This window comes from Pseudomonas sp. O230, assembly GCF_045447035.1.
Taxonomy (GTDB): Bacteria; Pseudomonadota; Gammaproteobacteria; order Pseudomonadales; family Pseudomonadaceae; genus Aquipseudomonas.
Window position 1 is genome coordinate 12,232 of record NZ_JBJGXN010000002.1, and the last position, 25,135, is coordinate 37,366.

Annotated in this window: 20 protein-coding genes, 1 tRNA gene and 1 pseudogene; 3 read left to right on the forward strand and 19 right to left on the reverse strand. The window is 52.3% G+C overall.

Annotated features, from left to right (window positions below; all coding sequences use genetic code 11):
* Positions 1-177: 177 nt before the first annotated feature.
* Both ACI77H_RS03305 and ACI77H_RS03310 read right to left on the reverse strand, forming a co-directional pair.
* Complete coding sequence (locus ACI77H_RS03305) at positions 178-1,635, reverse strand: YncE family protein (protein ID WP_237142333.1); 1,458 nt, start codon at positions 1,633-1,635, stop codon at positions 178-180.
* A gap of 41 nt (positions 1,636-1,676) precedes the next feature.
* Positions 1,677-2,102, reverse strand: coding sequence for a DUF305 domain-containing protein (locus ACI77H_RS03310; RefSeq protein ID WP_205894081.1), 426 nt, complete (start codon positions 2,100-2,102; stop codon positions 1,677-1,679).
* Between the two features lie 955 nt (positions 2,103-3,057).
* Between ACI77H_RS03310 and ACI77H_RS03315 the strand changes: the two are divergent.
* Positions 3,058-3,537, forward strand: a pseudogene (locus ACI77H_RS03315) (OprD family outer membrane porin); the annotation flags it as partial.
* Positions 3,538-3,652: 115 nt separating this feature from the next.
* Here the strand turns inward: ACI77H_RS03315 and ACI77H_RS03320 are convergent.
* The 15 genes from ACI77H_RS03320 to ACI77H_RS03390 form a co-directional block, all read right to left on the reverse strand.
* Positions 3,653-3,985, reverse strand: coding sequence for a Rieske 2Fe-2S domain-containing protein (locus ACI77H_RS03320; protein WP_205894079.1), 333 nt, complete (start codon positions 3,983-3,985; stop codon positions 3,653-3,655).
* Entirely contained in the window at positions 3,985-4,299 is a 315-nt protein-coding gene (locus tag ACI77H_RS03325; RefSeq protein WP_205894078.1) for a YciI family protein, read from the reverse strand. The genes ACI77H_RS03320 and ACI77H_RS03325 overlap by 1 nt, the downstream gene beginning before the upstream one ends.
* Before the next feature lie 3 nt (positions 4,300-4,302).
* Entirely contained in the window at positions 4,303-5,175 is an 873-nt protein-coding gene (locus ACI77H_RS03330) for a dioxygenase (protein WP_282483160.1), read from the reverse strand.
* 87 nt (positions 5,176-5,262) lie between these two features.
* Entirely contained in the window at positions 5,263-6,330 is a 1,068-nt protein-coding gene (locus tag ACI77H_RS03335; RefSeq protein WP_205894076.1) for a maleylacetate reductase, read from the reverse strand.
* Positions 6,331-6,338: 8 nt separating this feature from the next.
* Positions 6,339-7,802: an aldehyde dehydrogenase family protein gene (locus ACI77H_RS03340; RefSeq protein ID WP_205894075.1), complete on the reverse strand. Its 1,464-nt coding sequence runs from the start codon at positions 7,800-7,802 to the stop codon at positions 6,339-6,341.
* A 91-nt stretch (positions 7,803-7,893) separates the two neighbouring features.
* Entirely contained in the window at positions 7,894-8,913 is a 1,020-nt protein-coding gene (locus ACI77H_RS03345; protein WP_205894074.1) for a hydroxyquinol 1,2-dioxygenase, read from the reverse strand.
* A gap of 66 nt (positions 8,914-8,979) precedes the next feature.
* Complete coding sequence (locus ACI77H_RS03350) at positions 8,980-9,474, reverse strand: hydroxyquinol 1,2-dioxygenase (RefSeq protein ID WP_205894073.1); 495 nt, start codon at positions 9,472-9,474, stop codon at positions 8,980-8,982.
* A gap of 126 nt (positions 9,475-9,600) precedes the next feature.
* A complete protein-coding gene (locus tag ACI77H_RS03355) occupies positions 9,601-10,530 on the reverse strand; it encodes a LysR family transcriptional regulator (RefSeq protein WP_205894072.1) in 930 nt (309 codons plus the stop codon).
* A gap of 85 nt (positions 10,531-10,615) precedes the next feature.
* Entirely contained in the window at positions 10,616-11,650 is a 1,035-nt protein-coding gene (locus ACI77H_RS03360; RefSeq protein ID WP_205894071.1) for a branched-chain amino acid ABC transporter permease, read from the reverse strand.
* Positions 11,650-12,513, reverse strand: a complete 864-nt coding sequence (locus ACI77H_RS03365; RefSeq protein ID WP_282483159.1) for a branched-chain amino acid ABC transporter permease — start codon at positions 12,511-12,513, stop codon at positions 11,650-11,652. Before ACI77H_RS03365 ends, ACI77H_RS03360 begins: the two co-directional genes overlap by 1 nt.
* A gap of 2 nt (positions 12,514-12,515) precedes the next feature.
* Entirely contained in the window at positions 12,516-13,208 is a 693-nt protein-coding gene (locus ACI77H_RS03370) for an ABC transporter ATP-binding protein (protein WP_205894069.1), read from the reverse strand.
* Positions 13,209-13,211: 3 nt separating this feature from the next.
* On the reverse strand, positions 13,212-13,937 hold the full coding sequence (locus tag ACI77H_RS03375; protein ID WP_282483158.1) for an ABC transporter ATP-binding protein: 726 nt from the start codon (positions 13,935-13,937) through the stop codon (positions 13,212-13,214).
* 25 nt (positions 13,938-13,962) lie between these two features.
* A complete protein-coding gene (locus ACI77H_RS03380) occupies positions 13,963-15,273 on the reverse strand; it encodes an ABC transporter substrate-binding protein (protein ID WP_205894067.1) in 1,311 nt (436 codons plus the stop codon).
* A gap of 84 nt (positions 15,274-15,357) precedes the next feature.
* Positions 15,358-16,704, reverse strand: coding sequence for an outer membrane beta-barrel protein (locus ACI77H_RS03385; RefSeq protein ID WP_407010356.1), 1,347 nt, complete (start codon positions 16,702-16,704; stop codon positions 15,358-15,360).
* A gap of 996 nt (positions 16,705-17,700) precedes the next feature.
* Complete coding sequence (locus tag ACI77H_RS03390; RefSeq protein ID WP_282483156.1) at positions 17,701-18,402, reverse strand: hypothetical protein; 702 nt, start codon at positions 18,400-18,402, stop codon at positions 17,701-17,703.
* 902 nt (positions 18,403-19,304) lie between these two features.
* On the opposite strand from ACI77H_RS03390, the gene ACI77H_RS03395 reads away from it, so the two are divergent.
* A tRNA-Ile gene (locus tag ACI77H_RS03395) sits at positions 19,305-19,380 on the forward strand.
* A gap of 138 nt (positions 19,381-19,518) precedes the next feature.
* Here the strand turns inward: ACI77H_RS03395 and ACI77H_RS03400 are convergent.
* Together ACI77H_RS03400 and ACI77H_RS03405 are read right to left on the reverse strand one after the other, a co-directional pair.
* Positions 19,519-20,934, reverse strand: coding sequence for a relaxase/mobilization nuclease domain-containing protein (locus ACI77H_RS03400; protein ID WP_282483155.1), 1,416 nt, complete (start codon positions 20,932-20,934; stop codon positions 19,519-19,521).
* Entirely contained in the window at positions 20,931-21,314 is a 384-nt protein-coding gene (locus ACI77H_RS03405) for a hypothetical protein (RefSeq protein ID WP_282483154.1), read from the reverse strand. The genes ACI77H_RS03400 and ACI77H_RS03405 overlap by 4 nt, the downstream gene beginning before the upstream one ends.
* A gap of 2,523 nt (positions 21,315-23,837) precedes the next feature.
* Between ACI77H_RS03405 and ACI77H_RS03410 the strand changes: the two genes are divergently transcribed.
* On the forward strand, positions 23,838-24,824 hold the full coding sequence (locus ACI77H_RS03410; protein WP_205893181.1) for an AAA family ATPase: 987 nt from the start codon (positions 23,838-23,840) through the stop codon (positions 24,822-24,824).
* Positions 24,825-25,135 lie beyond the last annotated feature (311 nt).

Sequence of the window (25,135 nt, forward strand, 5' to 3'; positions counted from 1 at the left end):
TATCTCGGACGGAGGTCGGTAGCGTTATGTCGCGCAGGTGAACGCAGGGAGAACCGGGACACCAGCGAATCCAGTTTTCAGAAGGGGGGCGGCGGATGGGGGAGACTTACCTGAAAACTCTTGGTCCGAATGCATAGCCACGAATATATGGCTGCGTCGCCATGCAACTGAGTTCGTTTACTTGGACTGAACCTGAACTACTGCCCCAAGTTGCTCCGGCGTGCCGGCCACGATCACCAAATAGCGATTTTGCTCAGGCGCATAGTTCTGCACGATCTGCCGGATAGGACCAACTGCATTGACGACTGCCGAACCTGCCGGGTTTGTCGTGAACGCAGACAAGGGTTGTAAGGGACCGCTACCGTCGGGTTGGTTAGACAACGCCAATATGTAGGGCTGCTTAGGTTCTAGCCCCGTCACAGCGGCTTGCAACACCTGAATCAGTCCTTGATCGAATAGCGCGACGCTGGTTGGAGGCTGATCAGCAGTTTTACCCACGACCTGTAGGCTGAGGTGCGCGGCTTGAGCCGCGACACCTAGAGGCTTGAGGTTGTCAGTCCCCGTCCCCTTCGTAACTGCGTTGGGTACGTAGGCGATAGCCTGTGGTGCTTGGCCGATAGGAATATTGGCTACTACCTTGTTGCTCAGTGTATCGATCACCGCATACGCATCGGCATTTTCCAGCCCTACGTAGATACGGGTTCCATCGCCGGATGGCCACACTCCGTGAGGAAGATTGCCGACGGGAATAGTTGCTACCTTCTCAAAATTGTCCGTGCGATAAACCTGCACCTGATTCAACCCACCAACAGTGATATAGGCAAATGAACCGTTGGCGTTGTTGACCAGATTGACATGGTTGGCGATGGGACCGATATCCAGGGTCTTGAGTGGCTTGAAAGGTGGAGTAGCTTCAAACACCTGGACTTTTCCCGTGTCCTTCAAGGTGAACCAAACCTGCTTGCCATCAGCAGATGCGGCAATGTTTGGGCAGAACGGGCTTACCTGTGGCACATGACCAACAATTGTGTGGTCAGCTACGGACACCACTACCGTCTCTGGAGTGAAGGACGAGCAGACGTAACCGTACTTACCGTCTGGAGAAAATATCTGCATGCCGGGCCCCACTGGCGTCTTGATCCTCATTGTCTCTTGGTAGGTTTTGGCATCGATAACCGACACATAATCCTCGCCGCGCACCGTCACCCAGACTTCCTTGCCATCGGGCGTAAAGAACGCCTCGTGAGGCGCACGGCCAACATAGGTCTTGTGCTTAACGGAGTTGGTTTCGGTATCGATAAACGTCACCGAATTGGTGCCGACTGATACCACCACCAAGGTCTTGTGATCAGGTGAAAATCCCAGGCCGTGCGTTAGCACTTCTCCACGATAGAGCGGGCTGAGGTTTGTCGGTTGGGGATCGCCCAAGGGAATTACACCGAGCACTTTGTTATCGACAGGATCGGTTACTGAGACGGTGTTCGAGAACTGCTCTGCCGCATACATTCGGTCTTGGTGGGTGATGGGGATATCCTGCGCAGAGGCTTTCCCAGGTATTTGGCCAGCGAAACTGACTACGGAACCGGACAGCAACATCGGGGTGATCAACGCTATCAGGACCACTGGGAGCTTCATGAGAATCTCTCCTACTTTTTGTAAAGTCAGGTCTGTGCGGCTCAGGGTTGGGCCACAGAGGGAGTCTGAGAGGGAGAAGCGACTGACGCTGGTAACGGAGCACCTATGGCCAGTTTCATTGCGGCAATTTCCTGCTGCTGCTCGACGATGATTTCTTGGGCGAGCCGTCTCAGTTGTTCGTTTTTCCCATACTTGAGAAGAGTCATCGCCATGTCGATTGCACCTTGGTGGTGTGCGCTCATCATGATGACGAAGTCATGATCGACGTCCCCAGTAGGCTCGACCTCCATTCCCTTCATCATCCTTTCCATGGCGACATTGTTTTCGCTAAGGAAGGGCGTACCTAAGCTGGAGTGGTTGGACGGATCAGCATTCTCCGTAGCCTCGTGAGCAATAGCTGGGAACGCCGCTATCAGGGCAAGAATTGAGAAGCTAATGCGGATTTTGTGAGCTAAAAAGATCGGCATGACGGATCCTCAATTTGAGCCCACAAGCAGGATGAACGAAGGAAGCCTTCACTCGACTCCGCCAAGATATGCTCCTATGAAAAACAGTGCCAAGCGACGTGTTCTTCGAAAGTCATCCGCGACCTATCCGGTTTGACTAGATCGCAAATGGATCCAAATTTTGTAGAACGCGTCGGCTATAACGCATGAATCTTCATATCGCCGTCATCAGATGTTGTCTACTGACAGGAATAACAATGACCGCTCACTACGTGCAAAATAATGAAAGGGCTTGGCCTGCCCATAACTTCGAGTAAAAGTCCCCCCTCTTGTTTCGCGGTCACCGAACGTACCCGCGATAGGGTATAGACGATGCCCATCGCGGCGTCGTCTCACCACGGCTGGTAAAATTTATGAACGCTGCCGCCCATCACTCATAGCATCGCCTCACCGGAATCGGCACTAGGCTAAAAGGTAGGTTTTGCCTGCGTCCTTGCAGGAGACTCCTCAATCGAGGCTATCATCATGATCAAAGATGGCGTTGGTGACATTGCGGCTGCGTCAGTGAACACCGCTTTGGACACCGTTCTAATATTGACAGCTGCCGGCCAATCCACAGCCTCCGCGGTCGAGTCGTCACGCATATTGACGATCGAATCCGTGCGGAGTCTCTTGGAGCAGCAGCTTGGGAACAAAAGCGCATCCGTCATTACGCACAAGCTAGCCACGTCCTCTGTGGTATGCGCTCCCGCGGCGTTGAGTTGCAAAGCGAAAAGCGGTAGGCGTGTTCGGATTACTTGAACCAGCTGCGTGAAAATTGAAGGCCCTCGGCAGTCTGTCCAGGGCCTATTTCTGCATCAGATATCCGGATCTACGACACCGTGTATTAGCTGCCATTAGCAATAATGACAACCAGTCCAAGGGCTGCTGGATCCGAAGGCTAGAGCCAGAGTTCGGCTCCTAAGCCACTGAGACTAACAAAACATGGTCCGCTATGTTCACCTACACCCTAGGCGGCCATGCATTCATGTTGGGCCACGTGAGCGTCAGCGATGATGGCGGGTTTGTATGGCTTGATCAGGGGAACGTTGTCGATGGCCGCAGCCGTCCGGAAGGCAACGGCGGCTCCACCTTTTACTTATTCACGAAAGCTAATGTTGGTACATTTTCACGAGCTGGCGAACAGACGAGCTTTGGTCAATATTCCTATGATTTTTCCAAGGTGGGCATACCTGGGCTCAAAGCTTCAGCGGCATATTTAAGTGGCGACCAAATCAAGGACGTCAGAGGTGGCAGTGATCATAAGGAGTGGGAGCGGGATCTCAGGATTGACTACATCGTCCCCACTGGCCTGTTGAAAGGATTCGGGACAACCCTGCGCCATGGCACGTACCGCAGTGATGGCTCGGGCATTGCTGACACGGACCAGACAAGGCTGATTTTTAACTACAGCTAGTAGTTACGGAGAAAGCCATCTTTCGAGACTTGAGATAAGAGGCGGAGTTGAGATAATCAATTTCGTCGAGGTCTCTCAAATCCGAGTGACATTCAACTCCTACCAATTCACTCCGTCATTGCAAAATGACGTGGCCGTCAACGCACTCCACTGCGACAGGTTCCAGGTGGGCTCCCTTGCATGGACCATCAATGCAGTGTCCATCTTCAAAACGAAAGACCGCACTGTGGTGAGCACACATCAAATACTTGCCCCTGTAGGTGCAAAATTCATTGGGACGGTAATCGAGTGGCACTGAAAAGTGGGGACATCGATTAATGTAGACCCGTACCTCCTCACCTTGGCGTACAGCGACCAACCCCGCAGCATGGAACTGCGTGTGTTCGGGCAGCCCCAGCGCACAGCCGTCTACGATGTCTTCCAATCGACATAGCGTAATGACAGCCATCACCTCCCCCTCGACTCTGGGTTACCGAGACTCCAATTCCAGGGTCTGATTTCTATGTTGGCGAACAATCCAGCCCGTACGTAAGGATCGTCGTTAACGAATGCCTCTACTTCAACAAGGCTCGCTGCTTCAATGACAAGCAGGGTCCCATTCATAGCAACGCCAGTTTCGTCGAGAGTTGGACCACCCAGTCGCACAACTACACGATGCGCATCGGTAGCCCGTAGATGCGCGCGATGGTCCGGCCGTAGACGTTGGCGTAACGCTAAGGAGTCCGGATGGTCGGTTGCGAATACCGCAAAAAATTGGCCCATGCGTCACACGGATTCCATGACGAATTCATAACTAGCACGTCTAAACGGCAATTGGATATCCAACCCAGCAGATAGGTCGTCGTGCGTAAACCGTTCCTCGTAGATAACCTGCAATGACTGTTTAACGCCAAACACTGCGTCGGATTCGAGATACGGATCATCGTGATTGAAGAGGTGCGTGACCAGCTTCTTATAGCCCGGTACCTCGATCATGAAATGCAAGTGTGCTGGCCGCCAAGGGTGACGCTTGGCTGCATTTAGCATCCGACCGACCGGGCCGTCGGTTGGAATTGGATAGCAGACAGGAACGATGGTGCGAATAGCGAAATAACCGTTGGAATCTGTCCGATACCGACCGCGGAGATTTCCAAATGGCTGCGCCGCATCTTGACCTGAGTACATTCCATTTTCAGCCGTCTGCCAAACGTCGAGTATTGCATTGGGAAGAGCATTTCCGCGGGTGTCGACAACCCTCCCACGAACCAGTGCAGCCTCTCCAGGGGTGAACGCCATGTTCTCGCCAAAGGCGCGCTCCGGCATCCCATCGATGTAAAACGGTCCGAACACAGTCGTATCGGTCGCGTTAGCACTGTGCCGGTGGTTAATGGCATCCACCAGCATGGAGACGCCGAGCGTGTCCGATAGAAGGATGAATTCTTGCCGCACATGACCGTCACATTTGTGGCCGGTTTCAGTCAAGAACTTGATGCCCTCAAACCACTCTTTCTCCGTGAGTTCGACCTCACTAACGAAAGCATGCAAGTGATGTGTCAGGCTTTGCATGATTTGCCTGAAACGCGCGTCAGGCGCGTCGTTAAAACTCTGTATTGCCTTTTCGGAGATCAAGCGCTCCGATGCTTTTTCGTCATTGGTCATTGTTGTTATTTCCGACGGAATTGACGCGATGCGACTGAGCAACCGAAACGCAGGATCGCTTCGGTTGGCTTGGGAGGCAACGATAAATCAGCTTGGTGCGGAGCCGTTCAGAGCGCGGCGCAGCAGCTCTTCAATCGGCCCTTGCTCGAATGGCCGCGGGTTATAGTAAGGGCTTGCACAGGCAATTTTTGCCGCTTCAGCCGGCCCCGTTTCTGGAAGCCCAATTTCAGCAAGCGACAACGGAATTCCGAGCTTCTGGTTCAGTTCGTACAGCAACCCACCCACTTCACTGGCGTCGCTGCCGCCTAAGGCTCGAGCAGCTCTTTGGAGTGGTCCCGCTGCTGCTTCCCTGTTGTAATTCGCAGCATGAGGCAACACGATTGCGTGTGCCTGAGCGTGCGGTAAATTAAACGTACCGCCCAATGTATGGCAAAGCTTGTGGTGCAAAGCCATGCCAACCGAGCCCAAGCAAATTCCAGCCAACCACGCCCCATACAGAGCTTGGCTTCGTGCCTCTAAATCATTCGGATCATTGACGACGCGTGGTAACGCCTGAGCCAGCGAGCGGATCGATTCTTCAGCCATGAAACCAATGATTGGATTGGCGTCTTCGGCATATAGCGCCTCTACGGCGTGGGCCATAGCGTTCATACCAGAACAGGCGGATATCTGCGCCGGAAGGGACAAGGTTAATTCCGGGTCATATATGACGGTCTTAGGTAGGACACGAGGATCACGACCTGTCTTTTTTAGCCGGTTTTCGGTGATGCCATAAATGGGCGTCATTTCCGAACCGGCGTAGGTCGTTGGAATCGCCACAATCGGCAATCCCGAGTCCATTGCGATAGCTTTACCCAGCCCAATCGTCGAACCACCACCAACAGCGACGCAGCAGTCAGCGTGAAGCCTGGACGCTTCGCCACGCGCTGCTTGCGCCATTTCTAACGGCACATGCATCACTGCTCTTGAATAAACGTCTGCTGCTCGATCTCCGAGCAGTTGCGCTACCTGCTCCCCAAGCCCGCGCTGCTCAGGTGTGGTTAAAATCAAGGCACGCTTGGCACCGAGGCGGTCAATTTCCTCAGCCAACGTAGATAGTTTGCCTGCGCCAAACACGACGCGCGTCGGGAGACTCTGGTAAACGAAGGAATTCATGATCAGCCTCAGCGCTTGAAATGGGGAGCTATTTTGGCGTCGACGTTAACCCAAACAGATCGGGCCTCCGTGTAATCGTGGATCGCTTCGAAGCCCATCTCGCGACCATAGCCCGACTGACCAACGCCACCAAACGGACTGCCTGGGCTGACACGCTTGTAGCAATTAATCCAGCACATGCCGGCATGGATGGCGTCCGCCATCTTGTGCGCACGTGTAAGGTTCTGAGTCCACAACCCGCTACCCAAGCCGTATTCAGTGCTGTTTGCGATAGCGAGCGCTTCTTCATCATTGCTAAAACGCACAACGGTGACGAAAGGACCAAATACTTCTTCTTGGCAAACGCGGTCTTGGTAAGAGGCCTCGACTACTGTTGGCTCAACATAAAAGCCGTTAGCCAAGCGTTCGTCATCGGGAGCTTTACCGCCAGCCAGGATTTTGCCGCCCTGCTCTTTTGCAACTTCGACGTACGACAGTACCCGATCTCGGTGAAGTGCCGATGTGAGGGGGCCCATTTCGGTCTCTGGATCCATCGGGTCGCCCAACCGAATGGATTTCGCCAGCGCGATGAAACGCTCGAGAAACTGGTCGGCAATGTCCTTGTGCAAGATCAACCGAGACCCAGCAATGCACGCTTGACCTTGGTTATGGAAAATCGCCCAAGCTGCGCCATTTACGGCCGCGTCCAAATTGGCATCTTCGAACACGATATTCGCGCCCTTCCCGCCCAACTCAAGCTGGATACGCTTAAGGTTGCCTTTGGATGCTTCGACGATTCTGCGGCCTGTCGCCGTTGAGCCGGTAAATGCGATTTTACCTACGTCCAAGTGCTCGGCCAGCGCTTGTCCGGCGGTGTGACCGTAGCCTGGAACAACGTTTACGACACCTTTAGGAAAACCGACTTCTGTCATCAGCTCCACAATGCGCAGAGTGGAGAGCGGAGTGATCTCGGAAGGTTTGATAACGACAGTGTTGCCGGCCGCGAGAGCTGGACCCATTTTCCAGCTGGTGAACATCAGCGGGAAGTTCCAAGGCACGATCTGACCCACGACGCCAATTGGCTTACGTTGGACGTAATTCAGAAAGCCGGCCTCAACTGGAATAACGGATCCTTCGATCTTGTCCGCCATACCTCCAAAATAGCGAAAGCATGCCGCTGTCCGCGGGACATCAAGGCCACGCGAATCACGAATTGGGTGTCCCGTATTGAGCGACTCGAGTTGTGCCAACTCTTCGCTGCACTCTTCGATTTTGTCTGCGAGCTTAAGCAGAAGGCGCCCGCGTTCTGCGGCACCCAATGCAGCCCAAGCAGGGAAAGCGCGTTTGGCAGCGGCGACAGCGAGGTCAACATCAGCCGCTTCCGCAGCAGCAATTTTGGTGATCAATGAGCCGTCATGGGGCGACACGACGTCGATGGTTCCGCCCGCAACTGCGTCAACGAATTGGCCGTCGATATAGAGCTGATTTTGCATAATGTATTCCTCGCGCTGTGCCGATGGCGCAGCCTGGCAACTGGATTCTTTTGCGCTAAGCCCGATGCGAACCGGGCTGTTCACGCGTGTCTTAGAATTCGATTGGGTACGGCTTCAGTTCGCCGCTCTCGTACCGTTGCGGCAGGTTCGGCGTCGCGTTTTCCCACACCAAGAGCATCGAACGTTTTGTTGAGTACCCTTGGTGACGGATATCTGCCGGCATAGCGCAAATGTCGCCGGCACGCATGGTGATGCGAGCGCGCGGATTGCCATCGTCTTTATCGCCGACATCCCAAATGATTTCGTCTGACAGTTGCAAGAACCACTCAACACGGTCGTTGCCATGGAAAACGGGCAGAATGAATTCTTCAGTGGTTGGGCAAAACAGACTTGCCTTACAGACCGAGGTAACACTCGGGTTCCAGGTTACGTCGGACCGCGACAGGTACTTGAACAGGCTGAAGGCATGCAATTCGCCTTCAAATCCTTCGGCCGCGTGAACTTCCGGCTCATCTTGGGAGACATCGATGAATTGGCGATTTACCGGCAGATCGTTGCGCAGCGGCGAGTCATCCGGCAGGCCCGGCATGCGCTTTGTGGCGATGCGGAAGCGTTCGATGGCTTCAATGTTATTGCCGTTTTTTCGGCCGAACGCCGTGCCGGTTTCTTCCGGTGCTGCAAACGGGTCAAAGGTGGCGTTGACCCAGTCGCGCAGAATGGCTTTGAACGTTGCCATGATTAAAGGCGTTTCAAAATTCTCGGTGTAATTGACTCCAGCGGCTTTGAGCGTCCCATTGAACGTGCCGGCATACAGGTCAACCTTGCCATAATAGTTGCGAGTGCCGATGACGTGGTCGAAGTTGACCCAGCCGTAGAAGAACCCCCAAGCGACATCGCGCATCATGGCACGAAGAAATGCGTCGATTGGGATCAGGTGCGATCGAGTCTGCCCCTTGGCTGGCCAGGTGATGCGAGCAAAGTACTCATCTCGCGAAAGTTCGAAGGCACCGAGTTGGAACGAGCGGTAACCCGTTACGGCATGGGGTTCGCTGGCTTTGACTTCATCGTCGGCAAAGGTTGCGCCATCAGCGGCGTTTTCAAGCATGGCCATGAATGTATTCCTCTTGTTGCTTTTGTATGGAGGTGGCAGCAGAGCTGAACAGCTCAACCAAATTGGTCACTTGATGCAGATGTCTGCCCATTTCTCGATAGACAGAGGACCTTTGATTGTCTGTTGCAAGATCACGCCTGGACGATCTGCTTCAAATCGATAGGCGACACCGGCTGGCAAAATGCACTGATGGCCGCGCTTGAGCAGGACGTAGCCCATAGGCTTGCCCTCAGGAATCTCGCCCGCCAGTTGAGTGCCTTCGCCGGTGACCAGTGGCGTGCTGAGCTTCAGGAAATCGACCCGGACTTCACCGTCCATAACCACAGCGAACTCGTCGTGCGCGGCCGTGTACCAAGGCGATTGCCCTTCAGCGCGCAGAGTCTCAATCACGTAATCGAGGTTCAGTCCGACGACTACTTTTTCGTAAGGAAGGGATTTTTGCGCCACCTCGAAAATGTTCGAGAAAGCGTAATGGCTGGCTTGCCCGCTGATGAGTTCTACTGAACCTTTGCTGTAGTTCTCAAGCGAACCAAAAAACGTTTGGATTGCAGCGCTGCTCATGGTTCTCACCGTCTTGTTGTTGTAGTAACAGTGAGCCAACAGTACGACGCTGCTTGACTTGGAACAATTGGAGGTCTGACGACAACAGTGTTTGCGAAACGCAAACACTCATCCGACAATGCGCCGCTAGTGCACCCAGCCTCGTTCAAGCAATGGCTGGTCCCAACAAGGCTCCTCGCCAAATTTCCCCACTAAAAAATCGATCAAGGTTCGCACTTTGAGGGCCCTGCGCTGAGTCGCTGGGTAGACCGCGGAAAAATTGAACGACGAAAGGGCATACTCCGGCAAGACTGGAATCAGCTTGCCGCTGAGCAAGTCTTCGCTTGCCACAAGAGTCGGGAGGCAGACAATACATACGCCCGTCGACGCATAATCGCGAAGCATATGCACCGAATTTGATCGCACCTGACCAGGCAGACTCAGCTCTACCTGCTCGCCATCTTTCGTGAATATCCAACGGTTTCGCGAGGGGTAGCCTTCATACAAAGCAATCTTGTGCTGGAGAAGCTGTTGAGGGTGCGTGGGTACACCGAAATTTTCAGCGTATTCCGGCGAGATGCAGAACAATCGACGGACGCTAAAAAGCTTGCGTTCAATTAACGTCTCGGCCATTGGAGGGAACATCTGAAACGCCACGTCAAAGCCCTCCTCGATGGGATCCACCACCCGGTCGTTGACGATTACATCAACCTCAATATCGGGGTACAACCGGGTGAATTCAGCCAGCATTCTGCCGAAATGACTGATGGCGAATCCTGGGAGCATTTGCACGCGGAGTTTTCCTATCGGCTTGGCTCGCTGCTCTCTCATATGCTCAGTGAGTGAATTGAAGCTCGCCACCATATCTGCGCACTCTTTGTAGTACGTTTCGCCTACTTCAGAGAGGCGGACATGGCGAGTGCTGCGATGGAACAGCGGTGCGTTTACAAACTGTTCCAGTTGTTGGATGCGGTGGGTAATTACCGAGCGAGTTACGCCCAACTGCTGTGCAGCCCTGGCGAAATTCCCGGTTTCGGCAACTCGCACAAAAGCTTCGACACTGAGTAAACGATCCATAACGCGGGCTCTCTGGGAATCTTTGTTTTTATTGGAGTGTCGAGGTTAACGTGTCGGCATCCAGCACTCCACTGCCCGCCGATCGTTAACCGCTATGCGAAGCAGAAAGCCGTCGCTGCATCGGGAAAATTTGCCATCCGAATCGCTCATTGATCAACCCCCATACACCCTGCGGCGCTTTAAGCATCATGACCACCGCGACCAGCCCCAGAATGATCATGTACACCGCACCGTATTGCGCCAGGCATCCACGCAACACGAAGTAAATCGCCGTGCCGATCAAGGGCCCTTCCAGCGTGCCGATGCCCCCGATGATGACGATGAAAATCACCACTGCCGTCCAGTCCTGAAGATTGAACGCCGCATCCGGGGAGATACGCAGTTTTTGCAGGAAGATCAGTGCCCCGACCACACCTGTACTCCCCGCGGCCAGCACGTACACCATTAGTTTGGTGCGGAAGGTGTCGACGCCGAGGCTGCCGGATGCCGGCTCGGAATCGCGGATCGAAGCAAGTGCCAGACCCTGTCGCGAGCGCAGCAAAAAGAACACCACTGCCACCGCGGCAATGGCGATGGCCAGCGCAGTGAAGTAAATCAGCATCTCCCGCTCGTCCCGATCAGTACCGATCTGCCTCACAATTGTCGCCGGCAAGCTCTGCCCGGAACCGCCGCCAAGACTGCTCATCTGTGCGAGGCCAAGACGGAATACCTCAGCAACGACCCAAGTGCCAATGGCAAAGTAGGCCCCGCGCAGTCGGAACACAATCAATGCGGTAGGAACCGCCAGCACCGCAACCACTACGCCGGAAAGCAAAACCGCAAACAATGGCGGCACACCAAACCGGGTGGACAGCATGAACAACAGGTATCCTCCCAGGCCCACAAAAGCCTGCTGCCCGACGGACACCATGCCCGCGTAACCCGCCAACAAGTTCCACATCTGCGCCAGCGCCAGGTAATAAGCGAACTCCACCACTAGCCGCAGACTTGAACGGTCCGCCCAAAACGGCGCACTGATCAGAATCAAAACGCAGATCCCTAGCAACGACAGACCAATAAGACTGCTGGTGGTTGTACGTTGCACACGAAAGTCGAGCGCGGAATTATTTAAGACATTCATCAATCGACACTCCGGGGAAACAGGCCACGCGGGCGCACGACCAAGATCAGCAGAAACACAAGGTGACCAGCAAGGATTTGCCAGCCGGGATCGATTTTTGCCCCCAGCGCTTGGGCAACACCAAGAATTACTCCGCCGGCCAGGGTGCCCCACAGACTACCCAAGCCACCGATGATCACTGCTTCGAAGCCGTACAACAGCCGCGCCGGTCCCACCGTTGGGTCAAAGCTCGTGCGGATCGCTAAGAACACTCCGGCAATCGAAACTACGGCCATCGCGAGCGCCATTGCCAAGCCAAAAATATGTGCGTTGTTCACGCCCATTAGTCGTGCGGTGTTCTGGTCATCCGACGTTGCGCGAAATGCCCGCCCTACGGCGGTTTTGAAAAACAGTAATTGGAGTCCGCCGATGATCAGCAACGCGCTGCAAAAAACAATGAGTGGCATGACACCCACATTGAGGCTTCCGAAGCCCACGCTTGCTACTTCAAGGTCGCCCTGCGAGAGCTTTTGGCTGTCCGCGCTGAAAAATTCGAGGAGCACGTTCTGCACAATAATCGACAGCCCGAAGGTCACTAGCAGCGGTGGCAAGATGTCTTGACCGAGCGTTCTGTTGAGCAGCAGACGTTGAAGCAAATATCCGAATACGAACATGAGCGGTACGACGATGAGCAGGCTAGCGAGCGGACTGAGTCCTAGATGGTTGACAACCATGAGTGCGAGGTACGAAGCCAGCACGATGAAGTCGCCATGCGCAATATTGACTAGGCGCATGATGCCAAACATCAGGGAAAGGCCCACGGCAAACATCGCGTAAAGGCCACCGAGCAACATGCCCTGGATAAGTGTATTGAGCCATTCCATAACTAGATCCCGAAATACGCGGCTTTGATCTGAGCTTTATCCGCTTCCCCTGGACGTCCGGTCAGGGAGACGCGCCCCTCCTGGAAGCAATAGAAGCGGTCGCATACACTCAGTGCTTGATTGATATCCTGCTCGACGAGAACCAACGTAGTGCCGTCAGCTTTGATTGAGGGTAATGCTGCGTATATGTCCTTGATCGTGGTCGGGGCCAGTCCCAAGCTGATCTCGTCACACAGCAGCAGTTGCGGGTTCGCCATCAAACCTCGGCCTATTGCGACCATCTGCTGCTGGCCGCCAGAGAGTGCTGTACCAGGACGGTTGCGCATTTGATCCAATACCGGGAATAGCTGATAAATGCGTGCAAGATTCCAAGGCCCGGGACGTTTGCTGTAAGCACCAATCAGCAAATTTTCCTCAACGCTGAGCGAAGGAAACAACTTTCGGCCTTCCGGCACCAAGGCGATGCCCCGCTCTACAACCTGATTGGCAGCCATGTTGCCAATGGCCTCGCCGTTGAAGCGAATGGAGTCGAGTTGATTACTGATCAGCCCCGCCAGCGAGCGTAGGAAGGTCGACTTGCCAGCACCGTTAGAGCCGATGATGGCCACGGTTTCCCCGGCATCAAGGGTCAGACTGATGTCGAACAGCGCTTGGAAGTCGCCGTAGCCGGCACAAAGTTTTTCGATGGTTAGCATGCGTCAGCTCCCGATGCCCATGTAGATGTCCTGAACCCGAGGATCGGCCATCACGCTCCGCGGTTCGCCCTCAGCCAGCTTCGCGCCGAAGTTGATCACCGTTAGGCGACTGACCACCGCTAGCAAGGCGTGTACGATGTGCTCGACCCAGATGATGGCAACGCCCGACTTATGAATTCCCTGGATGGTCTCCACCAGCGCCAAGCATTCCGGCTCAGTCAGCCCGCCGGCGATTTCGTCGAGCAGCAACAAACGCGGCTGGGTCGACAACGCGCGGGCCATTTCCAGACGTTTGCGGTCGAGGAGAGTTAGTGAACCGGCAAGCACATTGGCCTTGCGCATCAGCCCGGTCAGCTCCAGGGTTTGTGCACACCATTGGCTGGCTTCCTTATCCGGCAACCCGGCACCGAAAGTCGCACCCACCAGCAGGTTCTCGAATACGGTCATTTTCACGAACGGATGGGGAATCTGGTGAGAGCGGCCGATGCCTTGCTGGCAGCGCTTGAAAACCGGCACGCGGGTGACGTCGCGGCCCTCGAAATGGATCGAGCCCTTGTCCGCTGCCACGCCGCCGGCGATCAGGTTGAACAGCGTACTCTTGCCCGCGCCGTTGGGGCCGATGATGCCCAGAGCTTCTCCCGGTTGCAGGTTCAGGCTCATGGCGTCTGTAACCTTCACCGAGCCGTAGCTCTTGTGCACGTCACTGATTTTCAGAAGTGGCTCTTGCATGGTGCACCCTTGTCCAGTCGCGCGATCAATAGGTAATTGCCTGCATCTCGCCGCCCAGCGGAATCGCCGGCGCGGTCGTGTTGCTGGTGATCACCAAGTCGTACTTATTGTCTTGGCCCAAACGCCACTGGCCGCTGACCAGCGGGGTCTTGGCAACGTTCTTGACCGGCCCGCCATTCCAACTGATCGGCCCGACCACGGTGTTGAGGTTGGTCTTGAGCAAGGCATCCCGAACCGCGTGGGCATCACCGACCTGTTCTGTGCGTTTGAGGATGTCCACCGCCAGTTCGAACAGTGCGTGCACAAAACCCAGCGGCTGTGTCCATTGTTTGCCGGTGGCTTGGGTGAAACCCTGGGCCAGTTGCCCCGCACTTGCGCCAGTCAACGAAGAGCTGAACGGGTGCGTCGGGCTCCACCAGATTTCCGTGGACAGGTTGTTGCCGGCCTTCCCCAGCGCCTCGACCGCAGTCGGGAACAAGAGAGCTTTACCCACCGAGACTGCCTTGGGCTTGAAGCCTTGCTGCCGAGCTTGGGTCCAGAAAGTACTGAGGTCAGGTGGAATCACCACACCGGTGACGATCTCGACTTCCGCTTTTTTAAATGCTGCAATTTGCGCGGAGAAATCGTCGGTCAGACTTTGGAAGCGACCTGGGTCGACCAGTTGAAAGCCCTTTTGTGCGAGTACCGGCGGGAAGCCCAACTTCGGATCGCCCCATGCGTTGCCGTCGCCATCATTGGGGAACAGGCCGCCGACCACCTTGTTAGTGGGCATCGCGCCCCACATGGCGGTGTAGGTGCCGATCACATCTTCCAAACCCCAGAAGAAATGGTAGGTCCACTCGAAACCCTGATCCGGTTTGCCGCCCCTGGTGAAGAACCATGGCTGCCATGGCGCCACTGTGGAAATGCACGGAATTTCGTTGATTTCGCACTGATCGGACACGGGGTTGGTGGTTTCCGGCGTCGACGACACCAACATCAGGTCGACCTGGTCCGACAGGATCAACTCGCTGGCCACCTCTGCCGCGCGATTGGGGTTGGACTGGCTGTCCTTGACGATCACTTCCAGGCGATAAGCTTTGCCGGCAACAGTGATGGTGTTTTTCAGCGTTTGCTTGAGCGATTCGATGATGTAATTGTCCGCTGCGGCAAAGGGCGCCAGCGGGCCGGTCTGCGGACTGACATAGCCGAGTTTGATCACCCGCTCGCCGCCGATGGCGAAGTTGAACGGCAGACTCGCCAGTGCCACGCCACCGGCGGCGACACCGGTACCGCGGAGGAAATCGCGCCGGGAAACGTCGCGGCCAAACAGGTTTTTATCGTTGTTGTCTGTCATGTGAAGGCTCCAGCCTGGACGAACAGGATCGCAACGTGTGGCGGGGCCATCACGCAGGGTCAGGGGAAAACCGGAAGAGTCGGGTCAGAAGAACAGCGTTACGTCGAAGGACGCCACCACCTGCGAGTCCTTTTGCCCATCGGCATAGGCATCGCGGCCGGGGCCGGAATGGAAGTCGTAACGTAGCTCCGGACGCAGGCGCACGTTGGGGGTCGGGGTCCACGCCAAGTTGGTGGTGACGCCGTAGAAACTGCCCCATGTCGGGTCGGGAATCCCGGTGTCGGGGTCGATGTTGGCCATCATCACGTGGACCGGCGCATCGGTGTAGAACCATTCGGCGCGGCTGTTCCACATCAGGTTTTCGCTGAGTTTGTGGTACCAGTTCAGGTCGGTACCGTACCAGGTGGCGTCATTCTTGTTGGCGAAGCCGGCGAAAGCCCCCTGCTCCTGCTTGCCGTAGTTCAGTTCCAAGGCCACACGGTTGTTCGGGTCGAGCACTTGCGACAAGGTCAGGTAGGAGGCCAAGCGTTTGTAGTCATCGTCCTTAGTCCCGGCCGGCAGCGGCGAGCCGCAACTGCACTCGGCAAAGCTGTCGCCGGCGCCGTTACCGTAGATGTTTTCCCAGTCAATCCAAGTGCTGAAATCAGCCGAGCGCCAGCGCACGTTGGCGATCACGTCCGGGTCGTGGTTGGGGTCTTGCAGGTTGTTCCAGCCCTGAACCACACCCAGTTCGAAGCCCAGCATGCTTTCCCCGGGCGCCGAGGGCAATTTGAAGGAATACAACGCGCCGGCATGTTTCGCCGGGCCGTGCATGAAGGAATAGGTGTGAGAGTAGAAGTCAGTTGGTGCGGGGGAAGGCAAGGCAAAGCCAATCTCATTTTCCAGTGGTGTGTGGAAAATCCCGATCATCAGATCCGAACCGCCTAGTACCGGAAAATAGAAGTCTACGTAGGCCTGAGCGATTGTGAAGGCTTCGTCTTCGGCCTTGTTGTCGCGATTAACCCCCAAGTCCTCGTCCCAGCCGTAGGTCTTGAAATAGCGCGCATCCTTGCCGTAAAGGGTCGTGACGTTAAACCCCCAGTCAGCTTCTTGCGGCATCGGACCGGGAAACGGACCTACACGACCGACCACATTGCTTTTAGCTTTCTTTTCTACGGCCAACGCGAACTGATTGAGGTTTACACCCTCGTCGGACGTAAAGAAGCTCTGTTTGCTGACGTCATCCGTGCCGTTATTGTTGTAGCTCATACCCGCCTGAGCCCAACCGTAGACCTTGATTCCATGGTCACGCTCCATACTGTCGCCGAATATCCCGCGAGCCAGTGAGCCCATTGGATCGTCGGCGGCCGAAGCCGTCGTGGGAAACAATACGCCGCCACCCATAACGGGAGCGAACAGGGTTGCCGCACAGAACCATGCACGAATGTTCATACCTGCCTTCCTCTTATTTTTATTAGATGCCATACCCCGACTGGGGCATCAGTCCGAACGCAAGGTGAAACGCGATGAACTCGCTCTTGATAAGTCTTGGCTTGGACTCCACCCGATCGTTGGCGAATCGTGGTGTTCGGCGCATTGGAGGCTACAAGCCCGCTACTGCACCAACAATTCCATTCTCGGCGACTTCAGTGTTTGCGTAATCAGAACAATCGCGCACATAGGCTCGGATTCTGGAACCCCGCGCGAAGCTGCCGCGGTAACGAAGAATACGAAAGCGTGGGTGAAAACGATGACTAAGTGGAAGGCTTCTGGCTGAATACGAGCCTGTCTCACTCTCAAGCGGTTCCTGAATACCTAGGTCCGCGAGCGAAGCAGCCGTCATTGCGACGAAGCTTCAACAGCACTGTCCGTCAGCCCGACAGTTATGACAAATTCCGCAGGTTGGGCATTTATGCTCGACTGACGGGGCAGGTCGTCATCCGTCAGAAACTCCAACACCCTTGCTGAGCTTATGAGAGTAAAGCTTCCGTCCGCGCCGGCATTTGCCTTTCTCAACGTCATATTTCCAAGGATGAAATTCATGTCTGAAGACGAAAAACACGGATCGTACAAACCGATACCAACCTCAGTTCCGCCTACCTGCAACCTCTCTATCAGGGGCATGCCCTAGGACGCCCCGTGGAGGGAGGCATTCCAAAAGGTGATTCTGCAACTGATCGTCAACTGCGGTGGATTTATGGATTTATCGCAGTTGGATGGAGTGACGATAGGCTTCGATTACGATAATGCTCTAGCTTCGGTCGACTTGGGATACGAGTTGATCAGCTAATCCAGCCACTCGGCTTCTTCGTAAATTGGGACAACCTTTGACCGGCTTCGCCGAAGCTGACCAGCGGGTTCGAGGGTGGTTGCCGATCGTTCTCATGAAAGTCGACACCCAATTACGCACCCAATTACACCCATTTCGAGCCTAAGGATGGGTGAAAATCAACCCGTGATGCTCTTCCTTAGATCTTTGAACATCGCTCTGCCCTCCTTCGCAGCTGTCCGCCCATCACGTGGACCTTCAATTTTACCCTGACCAGCCACGTCGTCTTCCATGCATGCCCCAAGGGCGCACCAAGCGGCACGTATGTTTAGTAAATCATCCAGGCTGTACAGGTCGTCGCCTTTGAGGCCGGTACGGTGCTGATGCCTCAAAATTCTTGAAGAGATTTCCAAGATCGAGCTAATGATGGACTGTGCATCTACTCCATCAATTGGCCCTTTCGGGAACGCTAGGTCACTTTTCTGGCCAGACATTGCGCTCTTGATTAAGCCCGTCTGCACTTCTATCACCGGTTTGATGATCCCGCTGAATTCGCCAACTTTGGCCGATTGATCACCGAAATCGGACCGAGTCTTCAGGACTGGCGTGCCGCCAAGTTTTCCTGATGCTGCTGCCTCGATGAATGCCTTGTGAATTCTGCTGATCTGTTTCGCTCTCCAGAACTCAAACTCAGCCGCTTGTTCTGCTGAAATTTCTGGATGCGTGATGGTCTCGAAAAGATCAAACGAGGCGATTTGCTCAGTTGAGCTTTTGCGGACGCCCTTGAGGGGTTTCTGATCCGCGTCGAACGCGACAACAGCAATTGAGACTGATTTGACAACTACAACTCTGTCACAGTTTTGAGTCATGCGAATATACATTGATTGCTACTCCTTATTATCGTTCTTATGTTTTTATTATAACATACTAAAAATTATATCTAAAGCACACTTATTAAAACGCAAATAAATCATGATACTTTTAATATTGCGTTATTTTGTGACGCCTGATTATCTCTGAAGCCTCTTTGCTTTTTTTGAAGTCAGCGAACTCATCTTCAAAGGTGCAGTAAAAAAGGCTTACCGCGTTTAACCCATTCGTCATGAAGCAGCGGGTGCCATCTTTGCGAGGTTTTTCCCAAGCGATTTCTGTACCGCGTCTTTGAAGATGAAGAGAAATGCATGACCAGATTGTTCATAAACGGCTTCGTATTTCCCCGGCTCATCTTTTTCGAATGCGCCCTTAAACTCTACCAGAATGTTTGTGCCAGAAATGGCGAATCCGGTGTATATCGGTGTTTAGGTGTGCAGTCGATTGTTACTGGTTCGTACACAAGATTCACGAGTTCTGTAAGAAACATCCGAACTTCAAGCCACCTTTAATAAGGCTCGGAGGTTTTTGGAAGCTTTACAGCATCTTCAGGTACAGGAGGGACAGAACAATTTACTCTAGTATTCATTAAAATTTTTAATAATTTTTGCCTTCTAACTGCCATCGTAAATCCCAGTAGGGCACCGCGCCCGAGAGATTTAATGTTCTTAGGATCTGGATCAATTGGTGGCAACTATTATGAATGGTTAACTTAAATGGCTATAACAAAATTAAAACTATTTGACGGCCATACTTTATCTATATATTTACGTAAAAGTATTGAGTAAAGCGTTTAGTGGATTCATAATAGAAGAATGAAACGGAAGTCCTAAAATTCCATTTGGTCATGATTCTGACGGTTCGGAAAGACGAGCAAAGGACCTACTTTTCTACAGATTTCCTATGTTTCATTGGCGCATAGCTCAGCTGGTCTAGAGCACTCGGCTGATAATCGAGAGGTCACTGGCTCGAATCCAGTAGCGCCACCACATACAAGTTTTTCTCGAATATACCTGAACGCTGATAAACCCCGTTGTAACCTCTTGACTCCGGGGTTTTGTTTTATTTGGGGGCAAAGAAACCAAAAAATCAGACCCACCGATCACTATTTCCGGCTTAACAATTTCTTATAAGTCAAGCCCGAGAATCGCTTCTTTTTCACTCTCGTAACACATTTTGGCGAGGCTCGATAATTGCTTTTTGGTTTGCACTAAGACACTCTCTTCCCAGTTCTCGTCCAGAACGAACTGACCGGTCGAGTCCACCACGACTGGTGTACTTAGCCGTAAGGCTGTCTGAGGATAATCGGCGACAATTGCATCTTGGTCGAAATGCACAGCCATCCCACGAAAAAGCGTGTCCATGATGTCCTGAATAAGATTGAACATTTCAGTGAGCAATTTAGCGACGCGCTCTCTTTCGATCTCAAGCTCGACCTCACTACGTGTTTTCTTACGCGTGGTGAATGAAATACCGAAGTTAAAACCCAAAAATAGCTGAGTACGGTCATTGAAGCAGTGAATGTTTGTACACTTGGAATGCTTGCTAAGGTAGGTTTTCAAACGCTCATTCGGCTTGCTGATCTTTACGTATGCGCGGAACAACACACCATCATTACGAACGGACTGCGCGTCTGGAGATGCTGTTGGCATACCTATGCCAAGCTTTGCGTTATCACGGGAGGACAGGTACGCAACACCGTTGCGCTGTAAGGACTGAAAAGTCAGCTTCGTAGCCATAATTGTGCTGCCGCTAATCCATCGACCGTCCTGCCTATCGAGTCTGTAGCTTACCCCCTCCACAACACCGTTTTCATCACGAACACGAATTTGGATGCCACGCTCTGCGAATCTATCAACAAGTTGTGACATATTTACCGGGCGGTTGTTCGCTTTAAAGATAGCCTTTGAAATACCTCTAATGATATGAGCCTGATCCATTTCAGGGTCACCTACACAGGGTTCTTTTGTCCACCCGTCACTGACAGGTACCGCCAAGTTGTATAGTTGTTCAATCTCCCTGACGGCATCCATTCCTTTAAATCTGTCGTTGCTATCGCTCACCAGCTCGAAGTGTGCCCCAAGAGCACTGCGCGAACTCAGGGGATCAGCTTCAACCAACCGAACTCTTGAGCTAACGATATGAGCGTGCTCACAATCTGTGTCTCGATGTATGACTGCGACGTATTTTGTCGTTTCATCGTACCCAAGATCACTCATGTACTTTCTCACGGCCTCTGTCCATTCTGCTGTCGTTAATGCCTCACCTTTCGATAAAGATAAAATGTAGTGACCACAGAGTTTCTTGCTTTCACCTTTATAGAGACGAGTATAACTTTCAAATTCGTGAATGAACGGCTCAACATCAACAAAAACCTTTCTCTCTCCCTCATCCATTATCTCGTAGTAGGGATTTTTTGATATCAGGTTTCCACCGATGAACTCAACATGCTTTCGTTTGTCGAAATCCTGGGCTCGTGCCGCAAACTCATAGACAATTCGGTTCCTAAAAGTCGGAGAGAATTCTTTACCCTTGCTTATCATTTTGATGCTCCATTTATTGTTATTGTTTTTTGGATTGATTCGTTCAGTTTGATTATTTTTCTCCGAGCGGAATCAGAGAGCACAAATGCTGCTGACGGCATGCTGGGATGGCTGCACAGATCATTCAAAGCATGTATATCGCTTGCTAGACCGCTTAGATAGGCTGAAATGACAGCTGATTTTGCGTCTAGACCAATATCCTTCTGCTTAATAAGTGCTAATGCTGCAAGCCTCAAAAATTGCGAGAGATAAGCATAACCGAATTTTTTGGCTGCTCCCTTGAGTTCTGCTGCTTCTTCCGGAGTTAAATACACTTCGGAAACTATAGTTCTGGGATTATCTTTTTTAGGGCGACCACCCTTGGATTTAACCTTTTCCATTAATTCACCTTTTATTATTTTTATTGGTGTTTTTGATTTTGGCGCAGAACCCGAAGGGTTTGAGCACAAGCCCGTTTCGATACCGTGCCAGACCGAGGAACGAGGTTTGGTACGGGGGAGAAACATAGCTTGCAATTCAAATCATTGAATATATTATATCATTTTAGTGTTGAATTTTTGAGACCTCATTAATTACTTTAACTGTTTACAGGTAAGGTATCCGACTTTGAACATGCCCTAAGCATGCGAAGATTTGCAGAACATAACGCTTGCTATGTGGATGTGCGCGTTTTAACCACCTGACACTAAAACGACTCAGTTGATTGGTCCGTCAAACTCAAATACTTTTGAATAAAGAAAATTAAACGTGAAGTGCATTCCGTTAAACCTTAATTTGCATGGAATAATGTTGAGTTCATAGATGAGTTTGCATGCACTCACAGTAAAATCTCTACGTGCTGAGCAGCTCCCCATTTTTTCTTTAGCAACCTTGGAGTGATGCGACCAGGCCGGGTAACCACTTATTAATATCGCGTGCTTCAGAATGCTAATGGCAAACGTTTCCGCGACTCAAGAGACTTGCCGTTAATTCACGCTGAGTCCAAACCGCCGCGTAAGCAATTTTGCCTTCTATTCCACTTCACTAGATAAAAACGGTGAATGTCTTTTTACACAGCCTGGGCTGGAATGACGCTATCAAAACCCAGATTGACCAGATCGGGTTCGTCGACTACCCGCACAAGGTTGGTATCAGTGATGAAGTCGTCGAGGCTCTAGGAAAGTAAGGTGCTTTGACCTCAACGTTCACTTTGATTCTCGATGTTCACTTTGAATAAAGCGCTTCATAGGCGATCCCTGCGATGAAGCACTGAGAAATCATTGACTGGTTCGCGGAGGTATTTTTACACGCTTTTGATCGTTAACGGCCAGTCCTGACAGACAGCCAATATCAGTCACGCTGACGTGGGGTTACTCCGGCTTGAACAACCAGCGCCACGGCCCAGCGCTTTGCCTAATGAGGAAAGTCTCCCCCTTTACACATCGCAGCAATAGTGACCTCAGATTGTCAGAGCACCCCGCCTCGCGGGAAATGATCCATTGGCGGTAGCTATCCCTTCTAGCCCACTGAGACCAATAGATTTGAGTAACTGTCAGCATTGATGACGACATCTACAAAACCGCACTTGAGATGGTCGCCCCTGGTATGCAGGAAGCAGGCACTTTCTACGAAACCCCAAAAGTTTTTATGAGAGTGCAGACTGGCAATCGGCTGGCCGACCTTGGCGGCAAGATGCCATTTATTGAGGAAGTATCACGCAGGAGCAGCGAATCGGATTCGTAATAGGTGCCTTCTCGCTTACACAGCTGTGTAATCACGGTCTGATTCAACATCCCATCATCGCGAACGCACAACCATTACACAGCTGTGTAATCAGGGGCTGTATCAAGATCCCGTCATCGCGAAACACACAACCATTACACAGCTGTGTAATCAGGTGCTGATCCAAGCCCCCGTCATCGCGAAACGCACAACCATTACACAGCTGTGTAATCAGGCGCTTATCCAAGACCCCGTCATCGCAAAACGCACAACCATTACACAGCTGTGCAATCAGGCGCTGATCCAAGACCCCGTCATCGCGAAACGCACAACCATTGCACAGCTGTGTAATCAGGCGCTAATCCAAGACCCCGTCATCGCAAAACGAACAACGATTACACAGCTGTGTAATCAGGCGCTAATCCAAGACCCCGTCATCGCAAAACGAACAACGATTACACAGCTGTGTAATCAGGCGCTAATCCAAGACCCCGTCATCGCAAAACGAACAACGGTTACACAGCTGTGTAACCAGGGGCCGATTCAAGACCCCGTCATCGCGATACGCACAACCATTACACCGCTGTGTAACCAGGGGCCGATTCCAGACCCCGTCTTCGCGAAACGCACAACCATTACACAGCTGCGAAATCAGGTTCAGCCCCCCCTTTTTTAACGAAAACCTGCCCTTCAAACCATCCAAATCTCAATGACACCTGGAAACTAAAATTTTTTGCCTTCCTAAGTGGTCAAATACGACCAAGCCCGCCGGGAGTTTTAGAAAAAACAATACCAAAACAACGCTTGACAAAAAAATAATTTCATTGACGGCAATATGAGAGCGGCTTATTATGGGAAACCTCAAGCAAATGAGGTGAGTCATATGCCAGTACAAAAAAGCCTTTCCAGCATCCAGCAAAACCACACTTCAAAACTCAATTTACCCAAAGACTTTTAGTCATCTTCAGTCCTTAATCGACCAAATTTTCGTGTTTACGTGAATGCGAGAATCAGGCTCTTTTCGGCTTTTTCAGCCCGCCTAGGGTATTTATAACTTGGCTCTTTCAAGGGCAGTCGCTTGTCTATAATTTAAGATCAGATTGGCATATTCCTGCAACACACTTACCTAACCAGCCACATTTAAACCACTTTAAAAAATTGCCGCTTGGCATATCCATACGACACTCCTATCAGGACATTCCATGACCATGATGACGGCTGAAGAAATTTTTGCACGTTGCAACATGCGTAAAGTGCTCAACGACGCTGACAAAAAACCCGAATGGATCATTCAAGGCCTCATTGAGCGTGGAGAGCAGTGGATAATATCCGGCGCCCCAAAGACAGGAAAATCAAGACTCGCCCTTCAACTCGCTGTAGCAGCAAGTTTGAATTCAGAGTGCATTGGATTCAAAGCAAACGGCCATCAAAAAGTGCTCTATATGGACATGGAAATGTCAGAACGTAGTTGCGGTAGCCGGGCCCTACGGCTTCATGGTAACGATCGTGAAAAAATGTCCAACAACGCCAATCTTTTCATATGTAAAGACTTCATGAACATAAACGTACTTAACTCAGATGATCTAGCCAAGGTCACCCCCTATATCAATACAATCAAGCCGGATCTGATCGTATGGGACGTACTCACCAGGTGCCACATTGCCAAAGAAAATGACAACGGCGAAATGGCCCAGGTAATGCTCGCGTTTCGAAAATTGTGCGCAGGGGTTGCACACATAGTGGTCCACCACGACAAAAAACCTCAATTTCAGGGTGGCGCCATGGGTGCTGGTGCCATGCGTGGCGCGTCCGCAATCCACGGCGAAGTAAATGGTGTTCTCTCAATCGTACGTCCAAACGAAGCAAAAAACGATTATCGGCTGAGTCTTTCCGGTCGCGATGTCAATCTGCCAGAACGAATGCATTTGGTAGGTAATGACGACTTGTCTTTTTCGGCGGTGTTGCCACCACAAAAGGTCTCTATTGAATCAAAATTGTCAGATGCTTTCGGAGCTGAGAACACGCTGACAAAGACCGTTCTGATAGATGCATTGAAAGGGAGTCAGTCGATCAAGACTGTTGAAAGGCTGCTCAAAGAAGGCGTCGAGAAAGGTCTGCTGACTAGCCAACGCGTAGGCAAAGCGGTCGAGTACACGTATCTCAAATCGAATCAGGTCTGTGCTGTTTAGGGGCGGGACAGACTGGATATTCGCCACGATCCTCTTGGCATGAATGTCGTCTGATGTTGGCTTATAAAATACTGTCAATGGACATACGACACATCTCCCCTAAAGAGCAGATTGTCTAAGGTCCCCCCTCTCTAAAACTCTCCCCCCGTTATTAATTAGGGACGGGACAAAAAAAACAAAAAAACCTTTTTATTGTTTACAAAAAAAACCGTACTTCAGGTGCCGGAACGGATCCAGATGACAGCTGTGACAGAACCCATTAGCTCAAGCAACTTATCAGTAAAGGAACCAATATAGTATTTAAACAAATC

Excerpts from the sequence above, each read along its gene's own strand:
- ACI77H_RS03340 (WP_205894075.1), bottom strand. The coding sequence starts at position 7,802 with ATGCAAAATCAGCTCTATATCGACGGCCAATTCGTTGACGCAGTTGCG.
- ACI77H_RS03370 (WP_205894069.1), bottom strand. The coding sequence starts at position 13,208 with ATGCTAACCATCGAAAAACTTTGTGCCGGCTACGGCGACTTCCAAGCG.
- ACI77H_RS03330 (WP_282483160.1), bottom strand. The coding sequence starts at position 5,175 with ATGACCAATGACGAAAAAGCATCGGAGCGCTTGATCTCCGAAAAGGCA.
- ACI77H_RS03365 (WP_282483159.1), bottom strand. The coding sequence starts at position 12,513 with ATGGAATGGCTCAATACACTTATCCAGGGCATGTTGCTCGGTGGCCTT.
- ACI77H_RS03350 (WP_205894073.1), bottom strand. The coding sequence starts at position 9,474 with ATGAGCAGCGCTGCAATCCAAACGTTTTTTGGTTCGCTTGAGAACTAC.
- ACI77H_RS03325 (WP_205894078.1), bottom strand. The coding sequence starts at position 4,299 with ATGGGCCAATTTTTTGCGGTATTCGCAACCGACCATCCGGACTCCTTA.
- ACI77H_RS03380 (WP_205894067.1), bottom strand. The coding sequence starts at position 15,273 with ATGACAGACAACAACGATAAAAACCTGTTTGGCCGCGACGTTTCCCGG.
- ACI77H_RS03355 (WP_205894072.1), bottom strand. The coding sequence starts at position 10,530 with ATGGATCGTTTACTCAGTGTCGAAGCTTTTGTGCGAGTTGCCGAAACC.
- ACI77H_RS03310 (WP_205894081.1), bottom strand. The coding sequence starts at position 2,102 with ATGCCGATCTTTTTAGCTCACAAAATCCGCATTAGCTTCTCAATTCTT.
- ACI77H_RS03375 (WP_282483158.1), bottom strand. The coding sequence starts at position 13,937 with ATGCAAGAGCCACTTCTGAAAATCAGTGACGTGCACAAGAGCTACGGC.
- ACI77H_RS03320 (WP_205894079.1), bottom strand. The coding sequence starts at position 3,985 with ATGGCTGTCATTACGCTATGTCGATTGGAAGACATCGTAGACGGCTGT.
- ACI77H_RS03345 (WP_205894074.1), bottom strand. The coding sequence starts at position 8,913 with ATGGCCATGCTTGAAAACGCCGCTGATGGCGCAACCTTTGCCGACGAT.
- ACI77H_RS03390 (WP_282483156.1), bottom strand. The coding sequence starts at position 18,402 with ATGTATATTCGCATGACTCAAAACTGTGACAGAGTTGTAGTTGTCAAA.
- ACI77H_RS03360 (WP_205894071.1), bottom strand. The coding sequence starts at position 11,650 with ATGAATGTCTTAAATAATTCCGCGCTCGACTTTCGTGTGCAACGTACA.
- ACI77H_RS03385 (WP_407010356.1), bottom strand. The coding sequence starts at position 16,704 with ATGAACATTCGTGCATGGTTCTGTGCGGCAACCCTGTTCGCTCCCGTT.
- ACI77H_RS03405 (WP_282483154.1), bottom strand. The coding sequence starts at position 21,314 with ATGGAAAAGGTTAAATCCAAGGGTGGTCGCCCTAAAAAAGATAATCCC.
- ACI77H_RS03400 (WP_282483155.1), bottom strand. The coding sequence starts at position 20,934 with ATGATAAGCAAGGGTAAAGAATTCTCTCCGACTTTTAGGAACCGAATT.
- ACI77H_RS03335 (WP_205894076.1), bottom strand. The coding sequence starts at position 6,330 with ATGAATTCCTTCGTTTACCAGAGTCTCCCGACGCGCGTCGTGTTTGGC.
- ACI77H_RS03410 (WP_205893181.1), top strand. The coding sequence starts at position 23,838 with ATGACCATGATGACGGCTGAAGAAATTTTTGCACGTTGCAACATGCGT.
- ACI77H_RS03305 (WP_237142333.1), bottom strand. The coding sequence starts at position 1,635 with ATGAAGCTCCCAGTGGTCCTGATAGCGTTGATCACCCCGATGTTGCTG.